The organism is Rothia sp. HMSC065C12 (genome assembly GCF_001812085.1).
In the GTDB taxonomy this organism is placed as follows: Bacteria; Actinomycetota; Actinomycetes; order Actinomycetales; family Micrococcaceae; genus Rothia; species Rothia mucilaginosa.
Genome location: NZ_KV807673.1, coordinates 178,643 through 198,441, shown reverse-complemented (window position 1 = coordinate 198,441; position 19,799 = coordinate 178,643). Strand labels below are relative to the sequence as shown.

13 protein-coding genes are annotated in these 19,799 nt (G+C 61.9%); 3 read left to right on the top strand and 10 right to left on the bottom strand.

Annotated elements, in window-relative coordinates:
• Positions 1 to 89: 89 nt before the first annotated feature.
• The 6 genes from HMPREF2836_RS03165 to murA all read right to left on the bottom strand — a co-directional run bounded on the left by HMPREF2836_RS03165 (position 90) and on the right by murA (position 8,610).
• Positions 90 to 1,442 (bottom strand): thiamine-phosphate kinase, encoded by a 1,353-nt coding sequence (locus HMPREF2836_RS03165; protein WP_070629432.1) that lies wholly within the window; start codon positions 1,440 to 1,442, stop codon positions 90 to 92.
• A 78-nt stretch (positions 1,443 to 1,520) separates the two neighbouring features.
• The gene (locus tag HMPREF2836_RS03160) at positions 1,521 to 3,215 is read right to left on the bottom strand and encodes a hypothetical protein (protein WP_070629431.1); all 1,695 of its coding nucleotides are present in this window, start codon (positions 3,213 to 3,215) and stop codon (positions 1,521 to 1,523) included.
• A gap of 530 nt (positions 3,216 to 3,745) precedes the next feature.
• Positions 3,746 to 4,864, bottom strand: a complete 1,119-nt coding sequence (locus HMPREF2836_RS03155) for a D-alanine--D-alanine ligase family protein (protein WP_070629430.1) — start codon at positions 4,862 to 4,864, stop codon at positions 3,746 to 3,748.
• A 225-nt stretch (positions 4,865 to 5,089) separates the two neighbouring features.
• Positions 5,090 to 6,208, bottom strand: coding sequence for an NAD(P)H-dependent glycerol-3-phosphate dehydrogenase (locus tag HMPREF2836_RS03150; RefSeq protein ID WP_070629429.1), 1,119 nt, complete (start codon positions 6,206 to 6,208; stop codon positions 5,090 to 5,092).
• Between the two features lie 111 nt (positions 6,209 to 6,319).
• Complete coding sequence (locus HMPREF2836_RS03145) at positions 6,320 to 7,177, bottom strand: lysophospholipid acyltransferase family protein (RefSeq protein WP_005507450.1); 858 nt, start codon at positions 7,175 to 7,177, stop codon at positions 6,320 to 6,322.
• Positions 7,177 to 8,610, bottom strand: a complete 1,434-nt coding sequence (gene murA / locus HMPREF2836_RS03140) for a UDP-N-acetylglucosamine 1-carboxyvinyltransferase (RefSeq protein WP_005505632.1) — start codon at positions 8,608 to 8,610, stop codon at positions 7,177 to 7,179. The genes HMPREF2836_RS03145 and murA overlap by 1 nt, the downstream gene beginning before the upstream one ends.
• Positions 8,611 to 9,302: 692 nt before the next feature.
• Between murA and HMPREF2836_RS03135 the strand changes: the two genes are divergently transcribed.
• Entirely contained in the window at positions 9,303 to 10,754 is a 1,452-nt protein-coding gene (locus tag HMPREF2836_RS03135) for a transcriptional initiation protein Tat (protein WP_070629428.1), read from the top strand.
• Positions 10,755 to 10,900: 146 nt separating this feature from the next.
• Here HMPREF2836_RS03135 and leuD read toward each other — a convergent pair whose 3' ends face one another.
• Entirely contained in the window at positions 10,901 to 11,494 is a 594-nt protein-coding gene (gene leuD, locus HMPREF2836_RS03130) for a 3-isopropylmalate dehydratase small subunit (protein WP_005505627.1), read from the bottom strand.
• 26 nt (positions 11,495 to 11,520) lie between these two features.
• On the bottom strand, positions 11,521 to 12,963 hold the full coding sequence (leuC, locus tag HMPREF2836_RS03125; RefSeq protein ID WP_070629427.1) for a 3-isopropylmalate dehydratase large subunit: 1,443 nt from the start codon (positions 12,961 to 12,963) through the stop codon (positions 11,521 to 11,523).
• Positions 12,964 to 13,373: 410 nt separating this feature from the next.
• On the opposite strand from leuC, the gene HMPREF2836_RS03120 reads away from it, so the two are divergent.
• Positions 13,374 to 14,270 carry an IclR family transcriptional regulator gene (locus HMPREF2836_RS03120; protein ID WP_371325920.1) on the top strand — a complete coding sequence of 299 codons (897 nt, stop codon included), beginning with the start codon at positions 13,374 to 13,376 and terminating at the stop codon, positions 14,268 to 14,270.
• A gap of 128 nt (positions 14,271 to 14,398) precedes the next feature.
• Here the strand turns inward: HMPREF2836_RS03120 and HMPREF2836_RS03115 are convergent, their stop codons facing one another.
• Together HMPREF2836_RS03115 and HMPREF2836_RS03110 are read right to left on the bottom strand one after the other, a co-directional pair.
• On the bottom strand, positions 14,399 to 16,279 hold the full coding sequence (locus tag HMPREF2836_RS03115; RefSeq protein ID WP_070629426.1) for a GTPase: 1,881 nt from the start codon (positions 16,277 to 16,279) through the stop codon (positions 14,399 to 14,401).
• 47 nt (positions 16,280 to 16,326) lie between these two features.
• Entirely contained in the window at positions 16,327 to 18,276 is a 1,950-nt protein-coding gene (locus HMPREF2836_RS03110; RefSeq protein WP_070629425.1) for a dynamin family protein, read from the bottom strand.
• Positions 18,277 to 18,916: 640 nt separating this feature from the next.
• On the opposite strand from HMPREF2836_RS03110, the gene HMPREF2836_RS03105 reads away from it, so the two are divergent.
• The gene (locus HMPREF2836_RS03105; RefSeq protein WP_246822807.1) at positions 18,917 to 19,738 is read left to right on the top strand and encodes a DUF6318 family protein; all 822 of its coding nucleotides are present in this window, start codon (positions 18,917 to 18,919) and stop codon (positions 19,736 to 19,738) included.
• Positions 19,739 to 19,799 lie beyond the last annotated feature (61 nt).

Genomic DNA, 19,799 nt, shown 5'->3' with positions numbered 1-19,799 from the left:
GTCCGCTACCTATCCCGCGGGATGAAAGCACGGACTAAACATATAAACCGCACGCGCCTCGCGGCACTCGGCAACACTCGGCGGAGCTCCTACGCGGAAGCCCCGTAGTGTTCCCAGCCCATGCCGTCCAGGGAGCGGCCGTCCATGACGACCGCCGCGCCGGTCACCGCATTGTGGCGGCGCTCGGCACCGTAGAGTTCAGCGCTCAGACCGCGCTCCGGGGCGTCCGCAACGCAGGTGCCCAGGGGCACGAACTCTTCGGGCACCTCACCGGGGAAGGTCGCCAGCAGGCCGTGGTCCTCACCGCCAACCAGCACGAAGGTGCGCGCCAGGGATGCAGGGCTCTCCCCCGCCTCATTGCGCTCACCAATCGCCAGCAGCAGGCGCGCCAACGGTAGCAGCGGCTCGGCGAACGTATCCACGGCGGCACGGTCGAGGCGCATCTGCACCCCGGAGGCGGCGGCAACTCGCCCGGCGTCCTTTACGAGCCCGTCGGAAAGATCCAGCATGGAGCTTGCCTGATGCTGGCGTGCCACCTCACCGGCGGGGATGGGGCTGACCGGGTGGTGCTGTGATTCGACGGCGCGCTCGCAGACCGCAATCATGTGCGCGGCATCTTCCGGGGTGAGGGTGCGGGCGAGCTCGATGAGCCCCTCGGGAAGAGCGCCAGAGCCTTCAGCTTGCTTCTCAGCTTGCCGCTGATCCCACGCCTGGGCCACCGCACTCAGCGCCGCCTCAGCATCCTGACCTGCGGCGATGGCACGCAGCAGTGCCGTGGCGGGCAGGGAGAGCGGGTTGAGCAGCAGGCGCAGACCGGCATCGGACCAGGCGGTGGATCCCGCCAGGGCGATAGTGTCACCGGGGCGTGCGCCGGAGCGCAGCACGGCGCGATCCGTATAGCCGAGGGCGGTGACGGTCACCGACATCTCGGTGGAGTCGCCAATATCGCCGCCGCCAATCACGCATTCGGTGGCTCCGCAGGCGTTGATTCCGTCCACAATGCCGTGGGCGAAGCCGTCAATCCAGCCGTAAGGCGTGCTACCAGGCAGGCTCAAAGAGATGAAGAGGCTCGCCGGGCGCGCACCCATGGCGGCAACGTCGGCAAGGTTCTGGGTCGCGGCTTTGCGCCCCACATCGTAGCCGCTACTGCGGGCGGGTTCCAGAATGAGCTCACCGGCCTCCCCCGCCCGTGCGATGCCGCCGGGCCACAGGTTCATAAAGTCTTGGTCCTCAACGAGAGTGTCGGTGGTGACCACGGTACGCTGACCGGGCGCAGGCACGGCAAGGACGGCACAATCGTCACCGGGGCCCACCTCGAGGGGTTCGATGCGCCCCGCCTGGCGTGCCGCAGCGGCAACCTGCTCGTTGTGGGCGTTGATAATCGGCATGAAAGCGCGCAGAACGCGGGACTCCCCCAGCTTTGAGAGAGGTGTCTCTCGCATGGGGTTGTCCCGCGTTTCGCTAAAAGTCTGAGGATTCACATCCTCTATTATCGCGTATTCTTACGCGTTATGTTCGCCTTATGCTCCGCGGCTGAAGTAGCGGATTGCCAGAGCAATCAGCACCAGACCGATGAGTGAGAAGAGGATCAGCGGTGCAATGCCGGAAAGTCCGGAATCGTCCGCGTCCGCATTCTTCACGGCCTGCTCCTGGGCGGCGTTCGCGCCGTCAGCCTTTGCCACGCTCTTTGCGGAGCGGCTGGCGCTAGCCGAGGTGGAGGAGCTAGGCGACTTCGAAGCCGATACCGAGCTTGAGGAGCTCGAGGGGCTTACCTCGTGGGAGTGGTCCTCGTCGGTCTTATTGCGCGAGAGGTATCCAGCAACCCAGTCTGCCGCACCCGGGATGGAGTCATTCGAGCCGTTATTGGCTGCAATTCGTCCAAGGGTGGTACCGCCGGAACGCAACGGATCGTCATCGTCGCCATCAAGCCTGTCGCTCGGTGCCTTGCTCGGTGAAGAGCTCGAAGATCCCGAAGAGGAACTTGAGGATTCAGAGGAGTTGCCCGGTCGCGGAAGCTCAATGGAGATGATGACATCTTCCCCAGAGACTTCCTGACGATTGCCGGGGACGGTCACCGGGTTGTTCGCCGGAGGAATCGGAGCAACAGGTTCGGTCTCGATCGGGGTAACCGATTTGGAGTCCGAGCTGTCCTTGTTATCCTCTACCGGAGCTACCGGAATCACGGGGATGACCGCATCCTTGGTCGGCTCCTGCTTAGCTTCCTTGGAGGGCTCCTGAGTCGGATCCTGAACCGGGGCCGGAACAACTGGAACCTGAGAGGGCTCCTGAGTAGGCTCCGGGGTTACGTCCTTAGTCGGCTCGGGAACCGGGACGGGATCCTGGGTCGGCTCCGGATTCGGTTCCGGAGCGGGGTCCTGGGTCGGCTCCGGGGTCGGTTCGGGAGTTACGTCCTTGGTCGGCTCAGGAGTGGGCTCCGGGTTCGGTTCCGGAGTGGGGTCCGGATTCGGCTCGGGAGTGGGCTCCGGGGTGGGCTCTACCGTAGGCTCAGGGGTCGGATCCTGAGTAGGCTCAGGAGTTGCATCCTTGGTGGGTTCCGCGGTGGGCTCCACAGTAGGCGCAACGGTCGGCTCCGGAGTGGGAGCAACAGTAGGTTCTGCCGTCGGCTGGACCGTAGGCTCCGCAGTCGGAGCTACAGTCGGCTCAGCCGTCGGAGTTGCGGTAGGAGCAACACTCGGTTCAGCACTTGCGCTAGGAGCTACGGTCGGCGTAGCGGTAGGTTCAGCGGTCGCATCCTTAGAGGGCTCTACGCTAGGACTCGCCGTAGCACTCGGGCTTGCAGTCGCACTAGCAGAAGCGGTGGGCTCGGCAGTAGGCTGCGCGGTAGCGTTCGGGGTAGGAGTCGCATCCGGGCTGGGCGTAGCACTTGCGGAAGGCTCAGCACTAGCAGTGGGCTGAGCGCTCGAAGAAGCGCTAGGCTGAGCGGTGGGCTCTGCCTGCGCATTGTCAGCCTTATTGTCCCCCTGAGCGGTGGGCCATGCGCTCACGGTTGCGAGCGTGGGTACTGCCGTCTGAGAGGAAGATGCCGCGTTTGCGGTGGGGTCCAGGGTTAGGCTTGCGGTGCCGACAGGGTTGAGCGGAACCTGAGACGCAGCCTCCTGCACATCTTGAGCAAATGAGGCTACGTATGGGCTTCCGGAAGCAACCAGTGCTGTCGCCAGACTCGCAGAGACCACCTTACGGTTTCGTTTTCCCAAAGGTTGTCCTTGACTTTCTGATACGTTGTGAGTGAATAGATACCCAATCGCTAGGGCAGATTGGATATACCTTCATCTATTCTACCGAATCGGCTTTTTCTTCATTACTCATTTTAGCGCTTTCATACCAATCTTTGAGCTTCAAGATGTGCAACGACCATCAACAACATCTTTTCATTACCTAGAAGCATCATTTCATGCACTTGTGAGCAGAATTACGTTTTGCCTTATCAGTGCCAATTTAAAACTTGCACTCCACCATCCAAGCGACCCCGAGGCGAATGTAAGTGATTTTTCTCATGAGTGAAAAACGAGCGATTCTCATAAGCTTTTGGGGCTCAATACGTACCAATTACCCTTCCCACAAAGGCATTAACTTGCCCACCGCGCAAAAAGCGCCCCGGCGCGAATCCCTCAAGAATCCGCACCGAGGCGCTTTACAACAGAGGCTACTCCCCCGCCGTTACGTATTCAATAACTGAGCGCAGTCAAAACGACAGCGCGCCCAAGAACTAGCGCTACCTCAAGAACTAGCGCAGACCCAGGGGGCGTTCCATCGCCAGGGTCAGCAGCTCGCTAATCAGATCAGTGTAAGAGATACCGGTGTTCTCCCACATGGTCTTGTACATCGAAATCGGGGTGAAACCGGGCATGGTATTCACCTCGTTGATGACCAGGCGGCCGTCCTCGGTGTAGAAGAAGTCCGCACGCGACAGGCCCTCGCCGTCCAGCGCCAGGAATGCCTTCACCGCCAGTTCGCGCAGGCGCTCCTGCACGTCCTGCGGCAGGTTCGCCGGGCACACGGTCACGGCCGAGGACTCAGAGACGTACTTCGCCTCAAAGTCGTAGAAACCGTGGTCCTGATCCACAACCTCGATCTCGCCGGGGTAGGATGCGCGGGGCATCTCGCCGTGGTGACCGTCGAGCACAGCGCACTCGATTTCGCGGCCCACAATACCCGCCTCAATAATGATCTTCGGGTCGTGGCGGCGTGCCTCTTCAATCGCGGGCACGAGCTCCTCCACCGAATCCACCTTGGTAATACCGAAGGAAGAACCTGCGCGGGTCGGCTTCACGAACATGGGGAAGCCCAGCTTCAGCACGCGCTCCAGAATCTGCTCGCGGTCCTCGTGCTCCCACTGGCGGTTGGTGATGACCTCGTAGGGGCCGACCTCCAGGCCAGCAGACTCGAAAGCAACCTTCATGAAGTGCTTATCCATGCCCACAGCGGATGCGGTCACACCGCAACCCACATAGTGCAGGTCAGCCATTTCCAGCAGACCCTGCACGGTGCCGTCCTCGCCGAAGGGGCCGTGCAGCAGCGGGAACACAACGTCTACCGGTGCAGTGCGGGTAACGTTACCCTCAGTATCCACCAGGGTCAGGCGGGAATCGCCGGCGCCCATCGGCAGGAACACCTGCTGGGTACCCTCGGGGAACTCTGCGGTACCGCGTGTGCCAGCAGTCAGCTCGGCAAGCTGCTGCTCGTCGGTCAGGTACCAGCGGCCGTCACGGGTAATACCGATAGTGATGACGTCGTAGGCGGTGCGGTCAATAGCGCCCAGAACGCCGGCAGCGGTAATGAGCGAAATCGGGTGCTCGGAGGAGCGGCCACCGCACAGCAGGGCGACGGTCTTCTTCTCGGTCATATATTTCTCCTAGTCAATGTTCCCCTACCCTTAGGTCCGGAAGGTGGAACGGCAATGCGTCAATAATCCTAACGCACGAATACCGTCGCGGTCACTGATGCGTTTCTCACGCACCGGTTTTCCGCAACGGTATCCGTCCTTGGATGTTTACATTCAATCTTCTTCTAGTATGTCCTGGCACACAACCCGAATCAAGGGGTGCCAGCACACCAGAAAGCTTTAACCTTAGTGGCCCTCATGCTTGAGGCGGCGACCCAGCAGCTGAGGCGCTAACTCCTCAATGCCAATACTGCCCGAAAGCACAGCCACCACAGCCTCAACAATGGGCATCTCCACGCCGTGACGGCGAGCCAGCTCAGCCACCACCGGCGCCGATTTAATCGACTCAGCGGTCTGGCTCATATGCTCGTGCAGGCGGTCAGGGGTAACACCCTGAGCCAGCAGGCGGCCCGCCGTGTGGTTACGAGACAGCGGCGAAGAGCAGGTCGCAATCAAGTCGCCCATACCGGCAAGACCGCTCATCGTCGCAGCCTCGCCGCCCAACGCCACCGCCAGGCGGGTAATCTCCGCCAGACCGCGCGTCATAATGGACGCCTTCGAGTTATCGCCATAATTGCGGCCTTCGCAAATACCCACGCAAAGGGCAATCACGTTCTTCACCAGGCCACCAATTTCAGTACCCACCACATCCGTGTTGGTGTACGGGCGGAAGTAACCGCACGCAATCGCGTGAGCAACAGCCTCAGCCACCGGCAGGGTACGAGCCGCAACCACGGAGGCGGTAGGCTCCTCCCCCATGATTTCCTTCGCCAGGTTCGGGCCCGACAGCACGCACACGCGGTGCGGAATATGGCCAATCGCGCGCAGATCAGCACCGCGCAGAGCCATGGATTCTTCCAGTTCCTCGGTAATGACCTGCGACATGCGCAGACCCGTACCGGTCTCCAAACCCTTCGCCAAAGACACCAGCATGGCGTTCGGCTCAATATAGCGGGCGAAGCTCTGCAACTGCGAACGCAGAACCTGCGCGGGCAGGGCAAGAACCACAATATCCGCACCGGCAAGCGCCGCGGGGGCATCCGCCGTGAAGTGCATGTTATCCGGCAGCTTCATTCCCGGAAAATAGCGGGCATTCTCGCGGGTGCGCTCGCACTCAGCCATCACCTGCTCATCACGACCGATGAGGGTCACGCGGGTGTCATCGCCGCGCTCGCGGGCAGCGTCCGCCGCGATCTTAGCGAAAGCGGTGCCCCAGCTACCGGCGCCGAGCACCGCAATAGACTGTACGGTTGCCGGAGGGGTAAATTCAGGGCTTGCTGCGGGGGTGCGTCCAAAGAAGGTCACGAAAACACCTGCTTCTCTTCCTTGCGAAGTTATTGTGCGAGTCCCTGACAGGCGCCTCAGCAAATAGCCGCGGCTCCTGTCAGGGCCTCTACGATTTTCCCAGCTGGGATGCTACTTTTCGTCCGGTTCGCCGAGCGCGCCACCAACCGGACCCGAAGGGGTACCGGGTGCTTCACGACGCTTCGTGCGGGGGTTCCAACGACCCTCAGGAGCCTTCTCGCCGCGGATCTTCTCCAGCTCGGCGGTAATAGCGTCCAGCATGGCGTCGGTGACCACGCCCAGTTCGGTGCGGGTGTGCTTAGCCTCGGGGCTGGCATCCTCAACGAGGGAGGCGATATCCAGCGCTTTGCCAACCTTCACGCGAACGGTCTTGCGCGGGAACAGCGAAATCTTACGCTTCTCCTTGATGCGGCCGTCCTCGCCAGCCTCATCCACATAACCGAGAATCTGCTCGTCACCCCAGTGCGCCACCGGGTAGACGGGTGCACCAGTCGCAAGAGCCAGACGAGCCGCACCGGTACGCGCCTGCATGGGCCACAGCTGCGGATCGTGGGTGGTGGTGCCCTCCGGGAAAATCACGACGGCACCGCCAGCCTCAACAATCTTGCGGGCAGTAATCAGGGACTTACGCGCATCCACCGAACCACGAACCACAGGAATATGCGCGAGCTTGCGCATAATGTAGCCGAGCACGGGAGCACGGAACAGCGAATCCTTCGCCAAGAAGCGCGGCAGGGCGCCCTCAACGAAAGCAGGGAAAGCCACGGTCACCGGGTCAAGCTCGGTGGTGTGGTTAGCCACGATAATGTACCCGCCGCTGGAAGGCAGATTCTCGCGGCCGGTAATCTCAACGCGCGCGATGAGCTTGTACAGCCCGCGTGCGGCGTTACCGAGCACCTTGTACAGAGCGTCACCGTAAGCGGTGGGCTCAATCTCCGGCAGCGCTTGCTTTCCCTGCTGTCCGCTCATTAACCCTGAACCTCAACTTCCTCGGGCTCAACAACGACGATTGCTGCATCGGGCTTGGGAGCCTTCGACGCCTTGCGTGCCAGCACCTCAAAGTTGGCACCCAGGCCCTTGAGCTTCTCCTCGAAGTTCTCGTAGCCGCGAGCAATCAGCTCAACACCGCTCACGTGAGAGGTGCCCTTAGCGGCCAGAGCAGCAATGATGTGGGAGAAGCCGCCGCGCAGATCCGGAACCTCAATATCAGCGCCGGTCAGCGGGGTGGGGCCAGAAATAATAGCGGAGTGGCCGTAACCCTTACCCTCAAAACGGCAGGGTGCGCCGCCCACGCAATCGCGCATAACAACGATATCTGCGCCCATCTGCTTCAGGGCGTTGGTGAAGCCGAAACGCTCCTCGTACACGGTCTCGTGCACGATGGACGCGCCCTTAGCCTGGGTCAGCGCCACCACGAGGGGCTGCTGCCAGTCGGTCATGAAGCCGGGGTGCACGTTGGTCTCAAAAACGATGGGCTTCAGCTCTGCACCGGGGGTGCGCTGAGCCGGGTGGGTGAAGCGAATACCATCAGCGGTCACCTCGTACAGGCCGCCCATCTTACGGAACTGGTTCAGGAACGCAGTCATATCCTTCTGAGCTGCGCCGCGCACGAAAATGTCGCCGCCGGTAGCCAGCGCTGCAGAAGCCCACGAAGCGGACTCGTTACGGTCGGGCAGGGACGCGTGATCGTAGCCGGTCAGCTCGTCCACGCCCTCAATGACGATGGTGCGGTCCTCGTTAATGAAGATGATTGCGCCCATCTTCTGCAGAACAGCGATTAGGTCAATAATCTCAGGCTCAATCGCTGCGTTGCGCAGGATGGTCTTACCCTTAGCGCGCACACCGGTGAGCAGAACCTGCTCGGTAGCACCCACGGAGGGGTAGTTCAGCACAATCTCTGCACCCTTCAGACCCTCTTCGGGAACGATCAGGGTGGTGCCGGTTTCGTCGTCCTTCTCAACGACTGCGCCGAACTTGCGCAGTGCAGACATGTGGTAGTCGATGGGGCGGTCACCGATCTTGCAACCACCCAGGTTGGGGATGCGTGCGGTACCGAGGGTGTGTAGCAGCGGGCCCACCATCAGAATCGGGATGCGGGAATTACCACCGAAGAGCTGAATCTCCTCTGCGTTCTTTGCGGCGGTGGTTGCATCCTGTGCGGGGTTGAGTGTCAGAACACCAGCTTCGCGGTCGTAGTCGACCTTTGCACCGTGCAGCTCCACGAGGGTGGTAACGATTTCAACATCACTCAGGTCGGGAACGTTACGCAGGGTCGAGGGGGTCGAACCGTGCAGTGCTGCGACCATCGCCTTGGGCACCAGGTTCTTGGCGCCTCGAACGTGAACCTCACCAACGAGCGGAGTGCCACCTTCAATGCGAAGCTTGCTGATGTTCTCAGTCATTAAAAATCCTTTGTGGAGTCGGCTGGTTTAGGCCGAACTTTAACAGTGTGCCGATGCGCCGCGTTCTGTCGTGCCGCGCCCCTGCCGGTAGCAGGGCGAAACGGGCGCATATATTCATCATTATTCTAAGCCCTGCGTAAAGGTGCTCCAAACACTGAAGAACCTTTGGAACTCGTGACTGAGATTTTGCTCTGTTGTGTATGTGAAAAACCGCTCTGACCCCTCCTCAGAATCAGAGCTGGAAAAGACAAAAAGATACACAAATATTCACACTAATGCAAATATTTTCTGGTTCTTCGCCAAAATTTGACGTTAGTTTCTTCTTTTTGACGCACAAATTTGAACTTGAGAGCAACCTCGCCCCTACAATAGCGTGCACACTCGTGCCCGCTGAGCGGTGCCTCCACTCTCAAGGAGAAACCAACCAGCTCTCAACTGCGGCATCGGCGCCGGCATTGCCGTCACTCCATGCAGTACGGAGCCTCACGGCAGGGAACGGGCGTACATTCACTGCATACAACCTTGCGATATCGCCCAACTAAAACGGTTCGGCTTCCTGCTTCACTTCAACTTCAAAAATTCACTTCAACATCACCGTAAATATTCGAAAGTCAACCGAAAACCACGGCGTATCGCAACCAGCCACAGGTCACTTCGCGGCTGCATCCGCGAACTACCGGAGGACCCCAAATATGACACATCACAACACTGCATCACGCTTTTCACGCCGTCGCCTCGTACAGGGCGCGGCATGGAGCGCCCCCGTTATCCTCGCCAGCGCAACCGTCCCCGCATGGGCGGCAAGCGGCGAGCCCACCTGCTCCCCCGCCCTCACCCTCAAGCCGACTGTAACCGGCTACGACGACAAGGCTGGCGCATACACCGAATGGCTCGTCCCTGAAGGCGTTGGACGAGTACGATTCGACCTCGTGGGAGGCGCCGGCGGTGCCGCAACCTCCTTCACTCCCCAATACCTGACCGACGTCACGAACGCGGCCCTGGCTGGCGGCGGTGCCGGTGCACAGCTCAGCGGCGTTCTGGCGGTTAAGTCCGGCGACATCCTGCGCGTCTGGGCGGGTAACGGTGGCGTCGGCTCCGCAGCCGGCGCACAGCCCGCACTCGGCGGCGAAGGCTACGCGGCAGGCGGCGACTCCACCGGTTCTAGCAAAGCAACCGGTAGCGCGCAGGTAGTGGGCACTGATAGCGGCTACGTGTACGGCGCATCCGGCGGCGGTTCCTCCGCGGTCGAACTCGTTCGCGACGGCGCAGTCACCATTGTTGCTGTCGCAGGTGCCGGTGGTGGCGGCGCACAGCTCGGCACCCTCACCACCCACCAGGGCGTCTTCGATACTCAGCCCAAGGACCAGCTGAACCCGGCACTGCGCGTAGCGCTGGACGGCCGTGACGCATCCACCACCGCAGGCGGTAGCGCAGGCGGCGACCTGGGCACCGACAACACCGGTCAGGGTGGCATGCTCATGGCAAGCCCCTACCAGGAGTTCAAGCCCCTCGACGAGGATGACAAGACCCTCGACATGCGCTTCATGGTCACCGGCGGTACCGCTGGCCGCTCCGGCGTGGCGGGTACCCTCGGTGAGGCGCTGGTCGGCGTTCTCGACGAGAATAACGAGCTGAAGCTCATGCCCATGTCCGACCCTTGGTTCGAAACCTACGACTTCCCTCGCTACTACATGTACGAGGGTGACTCCGTGGTCGAGGGCGAGAAGGGCACCGGCGGCGCGGACGCAACCGGCTCCTACCGCGGCAAGGGTGGCTCCGGCGCACTGCTCTCCCGCACCCACGGCAAGCTCTCCCTCACCTCTGTAGCATCCGGCGGAGGCGCTGGCTACGGCGGCGGCGGCGCAGGCCTGAACATCTGGACCATCGGTGCGTACCGCGAGAGCGTTTTCGGCCGCCAGGTGCAGTTCGAGAACGAGGGCAACATCTACTCGCTCAGCGCCCTGAGCAGTGGCGGTGGCGCAGGCGGCAGCTACATTAACCACGAAGTGGTTTCTGACTTCGCACTTGCCACCGCGAAGAACGCGAACCCGACCGCGGGCGTGCGCTCCCCCGGTTCTGCGGCGCTGTACAGCTGCACCGAGAACGCAACCCTGAACACCCCCATCACTGAGGGCGCGCTCTAGATAGTCAATGAATGCGCCTCCCTGGAAGTTCCGGGGAAGCACATTCATATGTATGCCAGGTTTTTGGGTACAGAAAAGCTCGAAGGCGGCAACTGTTTCAGTCGCCGCCTTCGAGCTTTATATCTCTAGGTGTTAGAGCTCTCGGCTTAGAGTTCCTGAGTACGGGGCATCCAGGAGGGGCGCTTCGCCTCGTACGCCTCAATAGCCTCGAGATTCTGCAGGGTCAGGCCAATGTCGTCCAGGCCCTCCATGAGGCGCCAGCGCACGTAGTCGTCAATCTCGAAGGGAACAACCAGCGCGCCCACGGTTACGGTCTTGGACTCCAGGTCAACGGTGATTTCGGTGCCGGGCTCGTGCTCCAGCGCCTTCCAAATCAGCTCGATATCGTCCTGTGCAACCTGCGCGGTAACCAGACCCTGCTTGCCCGAGTTGCCGCGGAAAATATCGGCAAAACGAGCAGAAATAACGACCTTGAAACCGTAGTCGCGCAGCGCCCACACGGCGTGCTCACGGGAAGAACCGGTACCGAAGTCCGGGCCCGCAACCAGCACGCTACCGTGCTTGTAGGGCTCCTGGTTCAGGATGAACTCGGGGTCCTTACGCCAGTTAGCGAAGAGGGCATCATCAAAGCCGGTTTTGGTCACTCGCTTGAGGTAGACGGCGGGGATGATCTGGTCGGTGTCAACATTCGAAGAACGCAGCGGCACGCCAATGCCGGTGTGCTTAATAATGGGTTCCATAATGGCTCCTTAGCTATAGCGGCGTGCTAGGCCACGACGTCGGACGGGGCGGACAGGGTACCGCGCACAGCGGTTGCGGCGGCAACCACCGGGGAGACCAGGTGGGTGCGGCCACCCTTGCCCTGGCGGCCCTCAAAGTTACGGTTCGAGGTGGAGGCGCAACGCTCACCGGGTGCCAGCTGGTCGGGGTTCATGCCCAGGCACATGGAGCAGCCGGCGAAGCGCCAGTCGGCACCGAACTCCTTGAAGACCTTGTCCAGGCCTTCTGCTTCTGCCTGCGCGCGGACCTTCTGGGAGCCGGGCACAACCATCATGCGCACGTTCTCGGCGATGGTGCGGCCACGCACGATGTCTGCGGCGGCGCGCAGGTCCTCAATGCGGGAGTTGGTGCAGGAACCCAGGAAGACGACATCCACGGGGATTTCCTTCATGGGGGTGCCGGCCTTCAGATCCATGTATTCGAGGGCGCGTTCTGCTGCGACCTTGTCGTTCTCGTCCTCGAAGTCGTCCGGGGAGGGAACGGCGTGGCTCAGCGGAATACCCTGACCGGGGTTGGTACCCCAGGTGACGAAGGGTTCGAGCTCGTCAGCGTTGATGAAGATTTCCTTGTCGAAGACGGCGCCTTCGTCGGTGGGCAGGCTCTTCCAGTACTCGACTGCCTTGTCCCACTCTTCACCCTTGGGTGCGTGCTGGCGACCCTTGATGTACTCGAAGGTGATCTCGTCGGGGGCGACCATGCCGGCGCGTGCGCCCGCCTCAATGGACATGTTGCACATGGTCATACGGCCCTCCATAGAGAGGGAGCGGATTGCGGAGCCGCGGTATTCGAGCACGTAGCCCTGACCGCCGCCGGTACCAATCTGCGCGATGACAGCGAGGATGATGTCCTTTGCGGTCACGCCGGGCTTGAGGGTGCCTTCAACGTTGATTGCCATGGTCTTGAAGCGTGCCAGGGGCAGGGTCTGGGTCGCCATGACGTGTTCCACCTCGGAGGTGCCGATGCCGAACGCGAGAGCGCCGAACGCACCGTGGGTGGAGGTGTGGGAATCACCGCAGACGATGGTCATACCGGGCATGGTCAGACCCAGCTGCGGGCCGACCACGTGCACGATGCCCTGTTCCTCGTCACCGAGGGAGTGGATGCGCACGCCGAATTCCTTGGCGTTGCGGCGCAGGGTCTCGATCTGGGTGCGGCTGGTCAGGTCGGCGATGGTGCCGAAGATGTTGTCGGTGGGGGTGTTGTGATCCTCGGTGGCGATGGTCAGGTCGAGGCGGCGCAGGGGGCGGTTCTCGATGCGCAGGCCTTCAAATGCCTGGGGGGAGGTCACTTCGTGCAGTAGCTGCAGGTCGATGTAGAGCAGGTCGGGCTTGCCGTTTTCACCGGGGACGACGACGTGTGCGTCCCAGACTTTTTCTGCCAGGGTGCGCGGACGGGTGCCCGCGGTGGTTGCGTTCTGTTCGCTAGTCATGCTTTCTCCTGCTTGATGCGTTCCTACGGTGGATGCGTTCGGTGTGGTGCGTGCCGCAAGTTTGCGGAGTTGAGGGGCGGATTATGTACCCGATGGGACCCTCAAATCGGTATTTCCCTGCGGCGTGTCGCATATTTTTTCACGAATTCTTAGCCTGTGAGACGGCCCAGAAACACCCCGAACTAGCGAGTGTTTTTATGTGGGTTTACTCTATGACTCCAGGGTAATCTTGCGGGATTATTCGCATTTTTCTGCGGTTTTTCGCATATTTTCACCCATAAACCCACATAAACACTTATTATGAAAAGTTCATAATTTATCCCGTAGGGGGTGATTCCATCTTCAGCTCTGCACCCCAAAGAGTCCATGAAGTCCGGGGTATCTTTCATATTCTGAGATAGAATATAAGAATGACTCCTTCCGCCTCACGTTTTAACGCACACGGAATGCGTCACCCCAACGCATCCACACACCACAACGCACCGATCGTTGACCCCGTCAAGCCGCCCGAACACATGGCCGCCGACGAGCAGATGGTAGAGGTACACTCCCACGGCTCCTCCGGCGTTGGCGTGCTCGACAAGGCAACCCTCATTCTTGACTGCCTCGAGGCAGGCCCCGTATCCCTGGGCGACCTCGTCAAGGCAACCGGTTTGGCACGCCCCACCGCACACCGCCTCGCCGTGGCGTTGGCTCACCACCGCCTCGTAGCCCGCGACGTGCAGGGACGCTTCATGCTCGGACCCCGCCTGACCGAACTCGCGTCCGCCACCATTTCCGATGAGCTCATCACCGTGGCAGACCCGATTCTGCAGAAGCTCAGCCTCGAAGCTGACGAATCCACCCAGCTGTACCGCCGCCAGGGCGACTGGCGTGTATGCGCGGCAACCGCGGCACGCCCCACCGGCATGCACGAATCCATCCCGGTCGGTACTCAGCTGTCCATGCAGGCTGGTTCCGCCGCCCAGGTTCTGCTGGCTTGGGAAGACCAGAACCGCATTGTTGAAGGCCTGCGCGATGCGCACTTCAGCGCCGCCATGCTCGCGGCTGTGCGCCGCATCGGTTGGGCGCAGTCCGTGGGTGAGCGCGAGCGCGGTACCGCCTCGGTCTCTGCTCCGGTGCGTGCGCCCGGTGGCAAGGTGATTGCGGCTGTGTCTATCTCAGGCCCGATTGACCGCATGACCCGCCAGCCGAACCGCAACTACCCCGAGCTGGTCGTTAAGGCTGCTCAGGCGATTACGGACGGTCTGCGTGAGCTTGCGGCGTCTCAGCAGGCTCCCTGCGCTGAGAGTACTGAAGAGGACTAAGCTTCAGTAGCGTATAGATTTAACGAAAAGGATCCCTCCCCGCCTCGATTGAGGTAGGGAGGGATTTCTTTTGCGCGCTCTTGTTCTGATGAGGCTTGTCCTGATGCGGCTTCTCGGATGATACGCCGCTAAATGTCCAGCGCCTTGCGGTAGGCGTTGAGGCGCTTTGCTTCCTGCTGTACCGGGGCGACCACGCAGGACTGCACCGCCTTCTCCACGCCGGTCTGCAGGCGACCCCGCAGCTTACGTGCGTAGTAGCGTGAGCCCATGGCGGTAAGTAGCCTGCCCACACCCGCCGAGGCGATACCGAGCAGCACACCCAGCAGCAGAAGCAGGGTCGGCAGGGGCACCGGGGAGCCTTCGGGGGTCGGGGCGGGCGGCAGTTGAATCTGCAGGTACGCCAAGCCGGAAATCAGGGTCAGCCAGCCGACGCCTACCAGGGCGCTCATTAGCGCGATCCACTGCAGGGCGTTGAAGATGACCCAGGGGGCGCGGGTGCGGCCCAGACCGTAGTCGATGCGCACCATGTCGCGTTCGAGCAGTTCGGGAAGCTCCGCCTCGCGGGAGAGGGCGGCTTCCTTCATGCTGCGCTTCCACGGTTCGTCGATGCGGGCCGCCATCTGCTTGCTGTATTGGCGCACGGCGTTTGCCATGCCCGCCTTCTGCGCGGCGCTCAGCGGGGGTAGCGAGGATGCCACCAGCTCGGGTGCGTTCTCGCTATCGGAACCGAGCATACCCGCGGACTTCTCAGCCTTAGATGTGCTCTTCGTTTCGTCTTGCTGCCCCAGGTGCAGACGGCGCAGGGGGTCAGCCTTCAGGCGGCTCATCCAGCGGGTGAGGATCCAGCCGGTGCGCTGACCCGCGGCGCGGCGGTAGGAGGCGGTTGCAGCCTGCAAAACCTGTTCTGCCTGGCTGGATGAGTAGCATGCTTTCACGAGCTTCTGCTCCGCTTCGAGGGCGTAGGCTCCGGCGAGCACGGTCCCCTCTCCTCCGGCGTAGGTGCGCAGCTGGGAGGCGGTGGCGTGCAGCTGCGCGTCGGTTCGTTGCAGGGATAGGCTCTTGGCGGCGGCTACCTGGGCGAGCAGGTCGCGGAGCACGTCCACGCCTTCGCCGGTTCGCGCGGAGACGGCGATGGGTGCGGCGAGCAGGTGCGCTTCGGTGCCCTCAGCCTGCAGCAGGCGGGTGAGGGAGGCGAGCACGGCGGGCACCTCGGCGGGTGCGAGTTTATCCGCCTGGTTGAGCACGCAGAGCGCCTGCGCACCGGATGCGGCAAGCGGCACCATGAAGTCGCGGTGGATGACGGCGTCGGCGTATTTTTGGGGGTCGACGACCCAGACGAGTACGTCCACGTAGCGCATCATGCGGGCGGCGAGGTCGCGGTTGGTGGTGGTGACCGAGTCGAAGTCGGGCATGTCCAGCAGGATGAGGCCGCCGGTGCGGGTGCGCATTTCGCCGCGTCCACCGACGGCTCGGCGGATGCGGTTGAAGAGTCCGGGTGCCGGTTCGGTGACGGCGTTGGGTGCCGCTACTCCCCCGGCAGATTTATTGTTTCCGCCTGCTTCGTTACCCTCGGTTGCCTCTCCTTCGGCGGCGAGCGCCTGAGTTTGCGGGTAGACGCGCTTGTCGATGCCGAGCCAGTCAAGTAGCTCTTCGCTACCTTCTGCCTCCCAGATTGCCGCCTGCACGGTGGAGGTGGTCGGGCGCGTGGGTGCGGAGAGGGCAATGTTCTGCCCGGCGATGGCGTTGAAGAGCGTGGATTTGCCGCTGCCGGTCGCACCGAAGAAGCCGATGACGGTGTGTTCGGTGGAGAGTTCGCGGCGTTGGCTGAGGCGTTCGAGGGTTTCGGCGGCGTCGAGCAGCACAGTTTCGGGGACTCGTCCTTCGCCGTAGCTGATGGCGTCCTTGAGGGATGCGACGGAGCGCGCGAAGGGCGAGGTCGCCACGGCGGGGGTGGCGCCTCGCTCGGCGTTGCGCTCAGTGTTCTCGAGTTTCTTCTCGGGGGTAGTCATAGTGCGTTTTTCTTCGTCTGTGGTGCGGGGTGCCTGTCCGGAGTGGTTTAGCGGGCAACCGTACCGTTAGTGTGGGCTGCGGCTTGGCGCTGTGTGGTTTGACTCTGGGCGCTCATTTCTGCGGCGATGTTCTGCACCTGCTCGGCGGCGCGGTAAATGTCCTCGGCGTCAGCCTGCGGGTCGGTTTCTTCGAGTACGGCGGTGAAGGGCTGAGCGTGCTCGGTGAGCAGATCCACCATGCGTTCGAGCAGGTCGGTGCGGGCGCGGGTTGCCATGCGGCGCACCGCGTCTTCACCGAAGATGGACTCGAGCAGCTTGGTGCCGACCACGCCGCTACCGCCCGCGATACCCGCCTCAATACCGGTGATGCCGCCGGTGAGGCTGAACGCGGCGACCATGAGCATCACGGCGGCGGCGTTCACGCCCAGGGAGAGGAAGCGGGCGCGTTTGCGCTTGTCGGCGCCTTCTTCGCGGATCATTTCGAGGACGGAGCCCTGCCAGAGGCGGATCTGCTCGGCAACGGCTGCGGAGAAGATGTCTTCGGCGGACTGCACTTCGCCCTTTGCTTCGTTGCCCTTCGCCTCGCCGTTTGCGCCTGCGTTCTGTTCGGGCGCCGCGGCGGAGGCCGTCTGCGGCGCAACAGAAACAGCCTGCGGCGCATCAAGGCGCGCCAGCAGGGAGCGTCCGGCGCGGCTGGCACGCCAGCGGGTGCGGGTGTTTTCGGAGGCGCGTGCGGCCGCATCCAGCACGACGGCGTGGACGCCGCTTTCGAGGGCGTCTTCTACCTTCTGTGCGGCGGCGGGCTGACCGCGCAGTGCGGAGCCGACGCGGTCGCGCAGACGACCGATGGTGCTGTCGAGGGAGCGGAAGAAGTCGCCGGTTCCCACGAAGTCGTGCCAGCGCGAGAGCACTTCACCGCGTAGCAGCGAGCCGTCGGAGAGCGCCCCGTCGATGGTGGTCAGCGCGTCCTCGTATTCTTCTGCGGCGATGGTGGCAAGCGACTGGTGCGCCGCCTGCTGGCGTGCCTGTTCGGCGGCGAGCACCTGCAGGTTACCGGCGAGGGTTTCGACGGCACCTGCAAGGGTCTGCCGGGCGATGGCGGCGCGGGCGGGTGCGTCGGCGCCGAGTTCGCGGATCCACAGGGTCAGCGGGGCGAGGCTGACGGGTGCGAGCATGCCGCTTTCGTCGCGCGGCTGTTCGGTGACGGTGTGAATCAGTACGGCGTGGATTCCGGCCTCGTCGAGCATGCGTCGCAGGTCGTTTTCGATGGCTTCTTCGTCGCCTTCGGGCACACGGTTGAGCACCACGGCGATGGCGATGGAGCGTGCGGCCGCTTCGTGGAGCAGTTCCCAGGGCACGGCGTCGGCGTAGCGGTTGGCGGTGGTGACGAAGAGCCACAGGTCTGCGGCGGAGAGCAGTTCCTTGGCGAGGGTGCGGTTTTCCTCGGAGACGGAGTCGATATCGGGTGCGTCGATGAGCGCGATGCCCTGCGGTAGCGCCGAGGTAGTAATAGGAATGAGGGCGCGCGCAATCTTCGGGTCGAGGCCGGGTAGTGCCTGCGATCCGGCGTTCATGCCGGAGGTACGGGTGCGCGGCAGGGTGGGCAGGAAGCGTTCGGGCGACAGCGCCGCTTCGTCTTCTGCGCGGTGCAGGAGTACGGGGTGGCGGGTGGTGGGTCGAATCGCGCCGGACTGGGTGAGCGGTTCGCCGAGCAGGGTGTTGACGAGGGTGGATTTGCCGGCGCCGGTGGAGCCTCCGACCACGATGGTGAGGGGGTTGTCGACGCTGGCACTGCGCGGCAGGATGTAGTCGTCGAGTTGGCGTGCCATGGCGGCGAGTATGGTGCGCGCGGTGGCGGTGCCGTGCTCGGCGGTGCCGTCGTGGGCGACGGTGTAGGGGGTGCCGGGGGTTTCGCCGGCTTCTACGTCGAGCGGGAGGGGGATTCGAGTGAGCAGTTCGCGAGCTGCTTTGAGCTGCGCATAGTCGGTGGTAGTCACAGCGCTATTGTCCCATAGGGTGCACCTGCTTCATGCCATGTGTGGGCGTTGCGGTGGGCGCGTTACGGCTACGGGTTGTTTAGGGGCTCATGTTGAGGTGTTTTTGATAGGTGTTTGGACAACCTGAAGAGGTTGAGATACTACTTGCACGCCGGGTGCAACAACTCCAATTTATGATTCATTCGCAAGAAGAGCAGGTGAGAAAATCCTTGAGTTTCCGCAGGAAATCAGCACATTTCAATGCGGTTATCCCGAACACATTGGTATGTTTTATAACCCGCATAAAACGGGCAAATATTAAGATTTGATAACTTTTTACGCTCAAGCGCAGATATGGTTATTTTGAACCTGAAAGTACGTTTAGAATCATTGAGCACGACAACCAGGCAGGTCATAACCCATACCGATTCCTTCAGGTGGCTTCTGACCTGCCCTTTCTATCGCATCCGTACTCACTGCGGTATGCCACATCCATCGGGAACGCTCACCGACTCCTCACACAACTGCAATCAACTGCCGTTGAGGTTCACTGCATCCGAGCCACCCGTTACTGCCTGCCCGTCTTTACTCTTGCGAAAGGTTGCGTATGTTCAGTCCGCTGTCACGTCGCCATCTTCTTGCTCTTTCTTCCGGAGCAGCATTGAGTGCACTCGCAAGCGCTTGCAGCCCCAGCGCAGTTTCTCGCCCTCAACCACTCGCTAACCCTTCCCCTACCAAGGTTGCTCCTCAGAGCGCCCAGACTAAATCTGCGACCACCACGCGCAGTATTACGTATGCCGAGCCTCTGCCCGCATCGGCTCTGGATGGTCGCGGACCGGCTCTTTTGCCGGATCAGTTCTTTGAGCGTTCCGGAAATTTCTCAAACGGCACCCTGAGCCATCGAGCCGTCAATGTCCCCCGCCCCACCATGCCCCCGGAAGCTAAAGAGCGCACCGTCGAGGGCCTGCATGCCTTCCTGCAGTACTGGGGTGCGGCACAGAACTACATGCTCCTCACCGGTGACACCAATCCCTTCATGGATTTGCCCGGCCAGGAGCACTTTAGTCAGATGGCGCAGATGTACCGCGATATCTACCGCTACAACATCGGCTGGCTGGTCTCTAAGAACAACCACCCCATGTGCATTAACCTGAGTTCCCCGCAGCCGGTGCCCGCTACCGAGCAGGACGTCTACTGCTGGAAGGCGACCCTGAAGGTGGACGAGAACGCGTTCCTGTTCAACCATGAGACCCGTCAGCGTGAGCAGCTCACCGGTATCTACGGCAGCAATCAGAAGGCGGATGCTTACGTCTACTTTGGTGAAGAGGGCTGGCAGATGCTGGAGGATCCGAACTCTTCCCCGAGTGCTACCGCCACCCCCGCGGCCAACCCTGAACCGTCCGCGAATACTCCGAGCGCACAGCCGACCCCGAATGAGAGCACCTCTTCTAAGGCGACTCGTTATATTCGAGGCTCAGCCTAAAGCTTCTTTACATCCGTGCCTCAAAGAACCCGTCATATTGGGTGATATGAGGCACGGATAA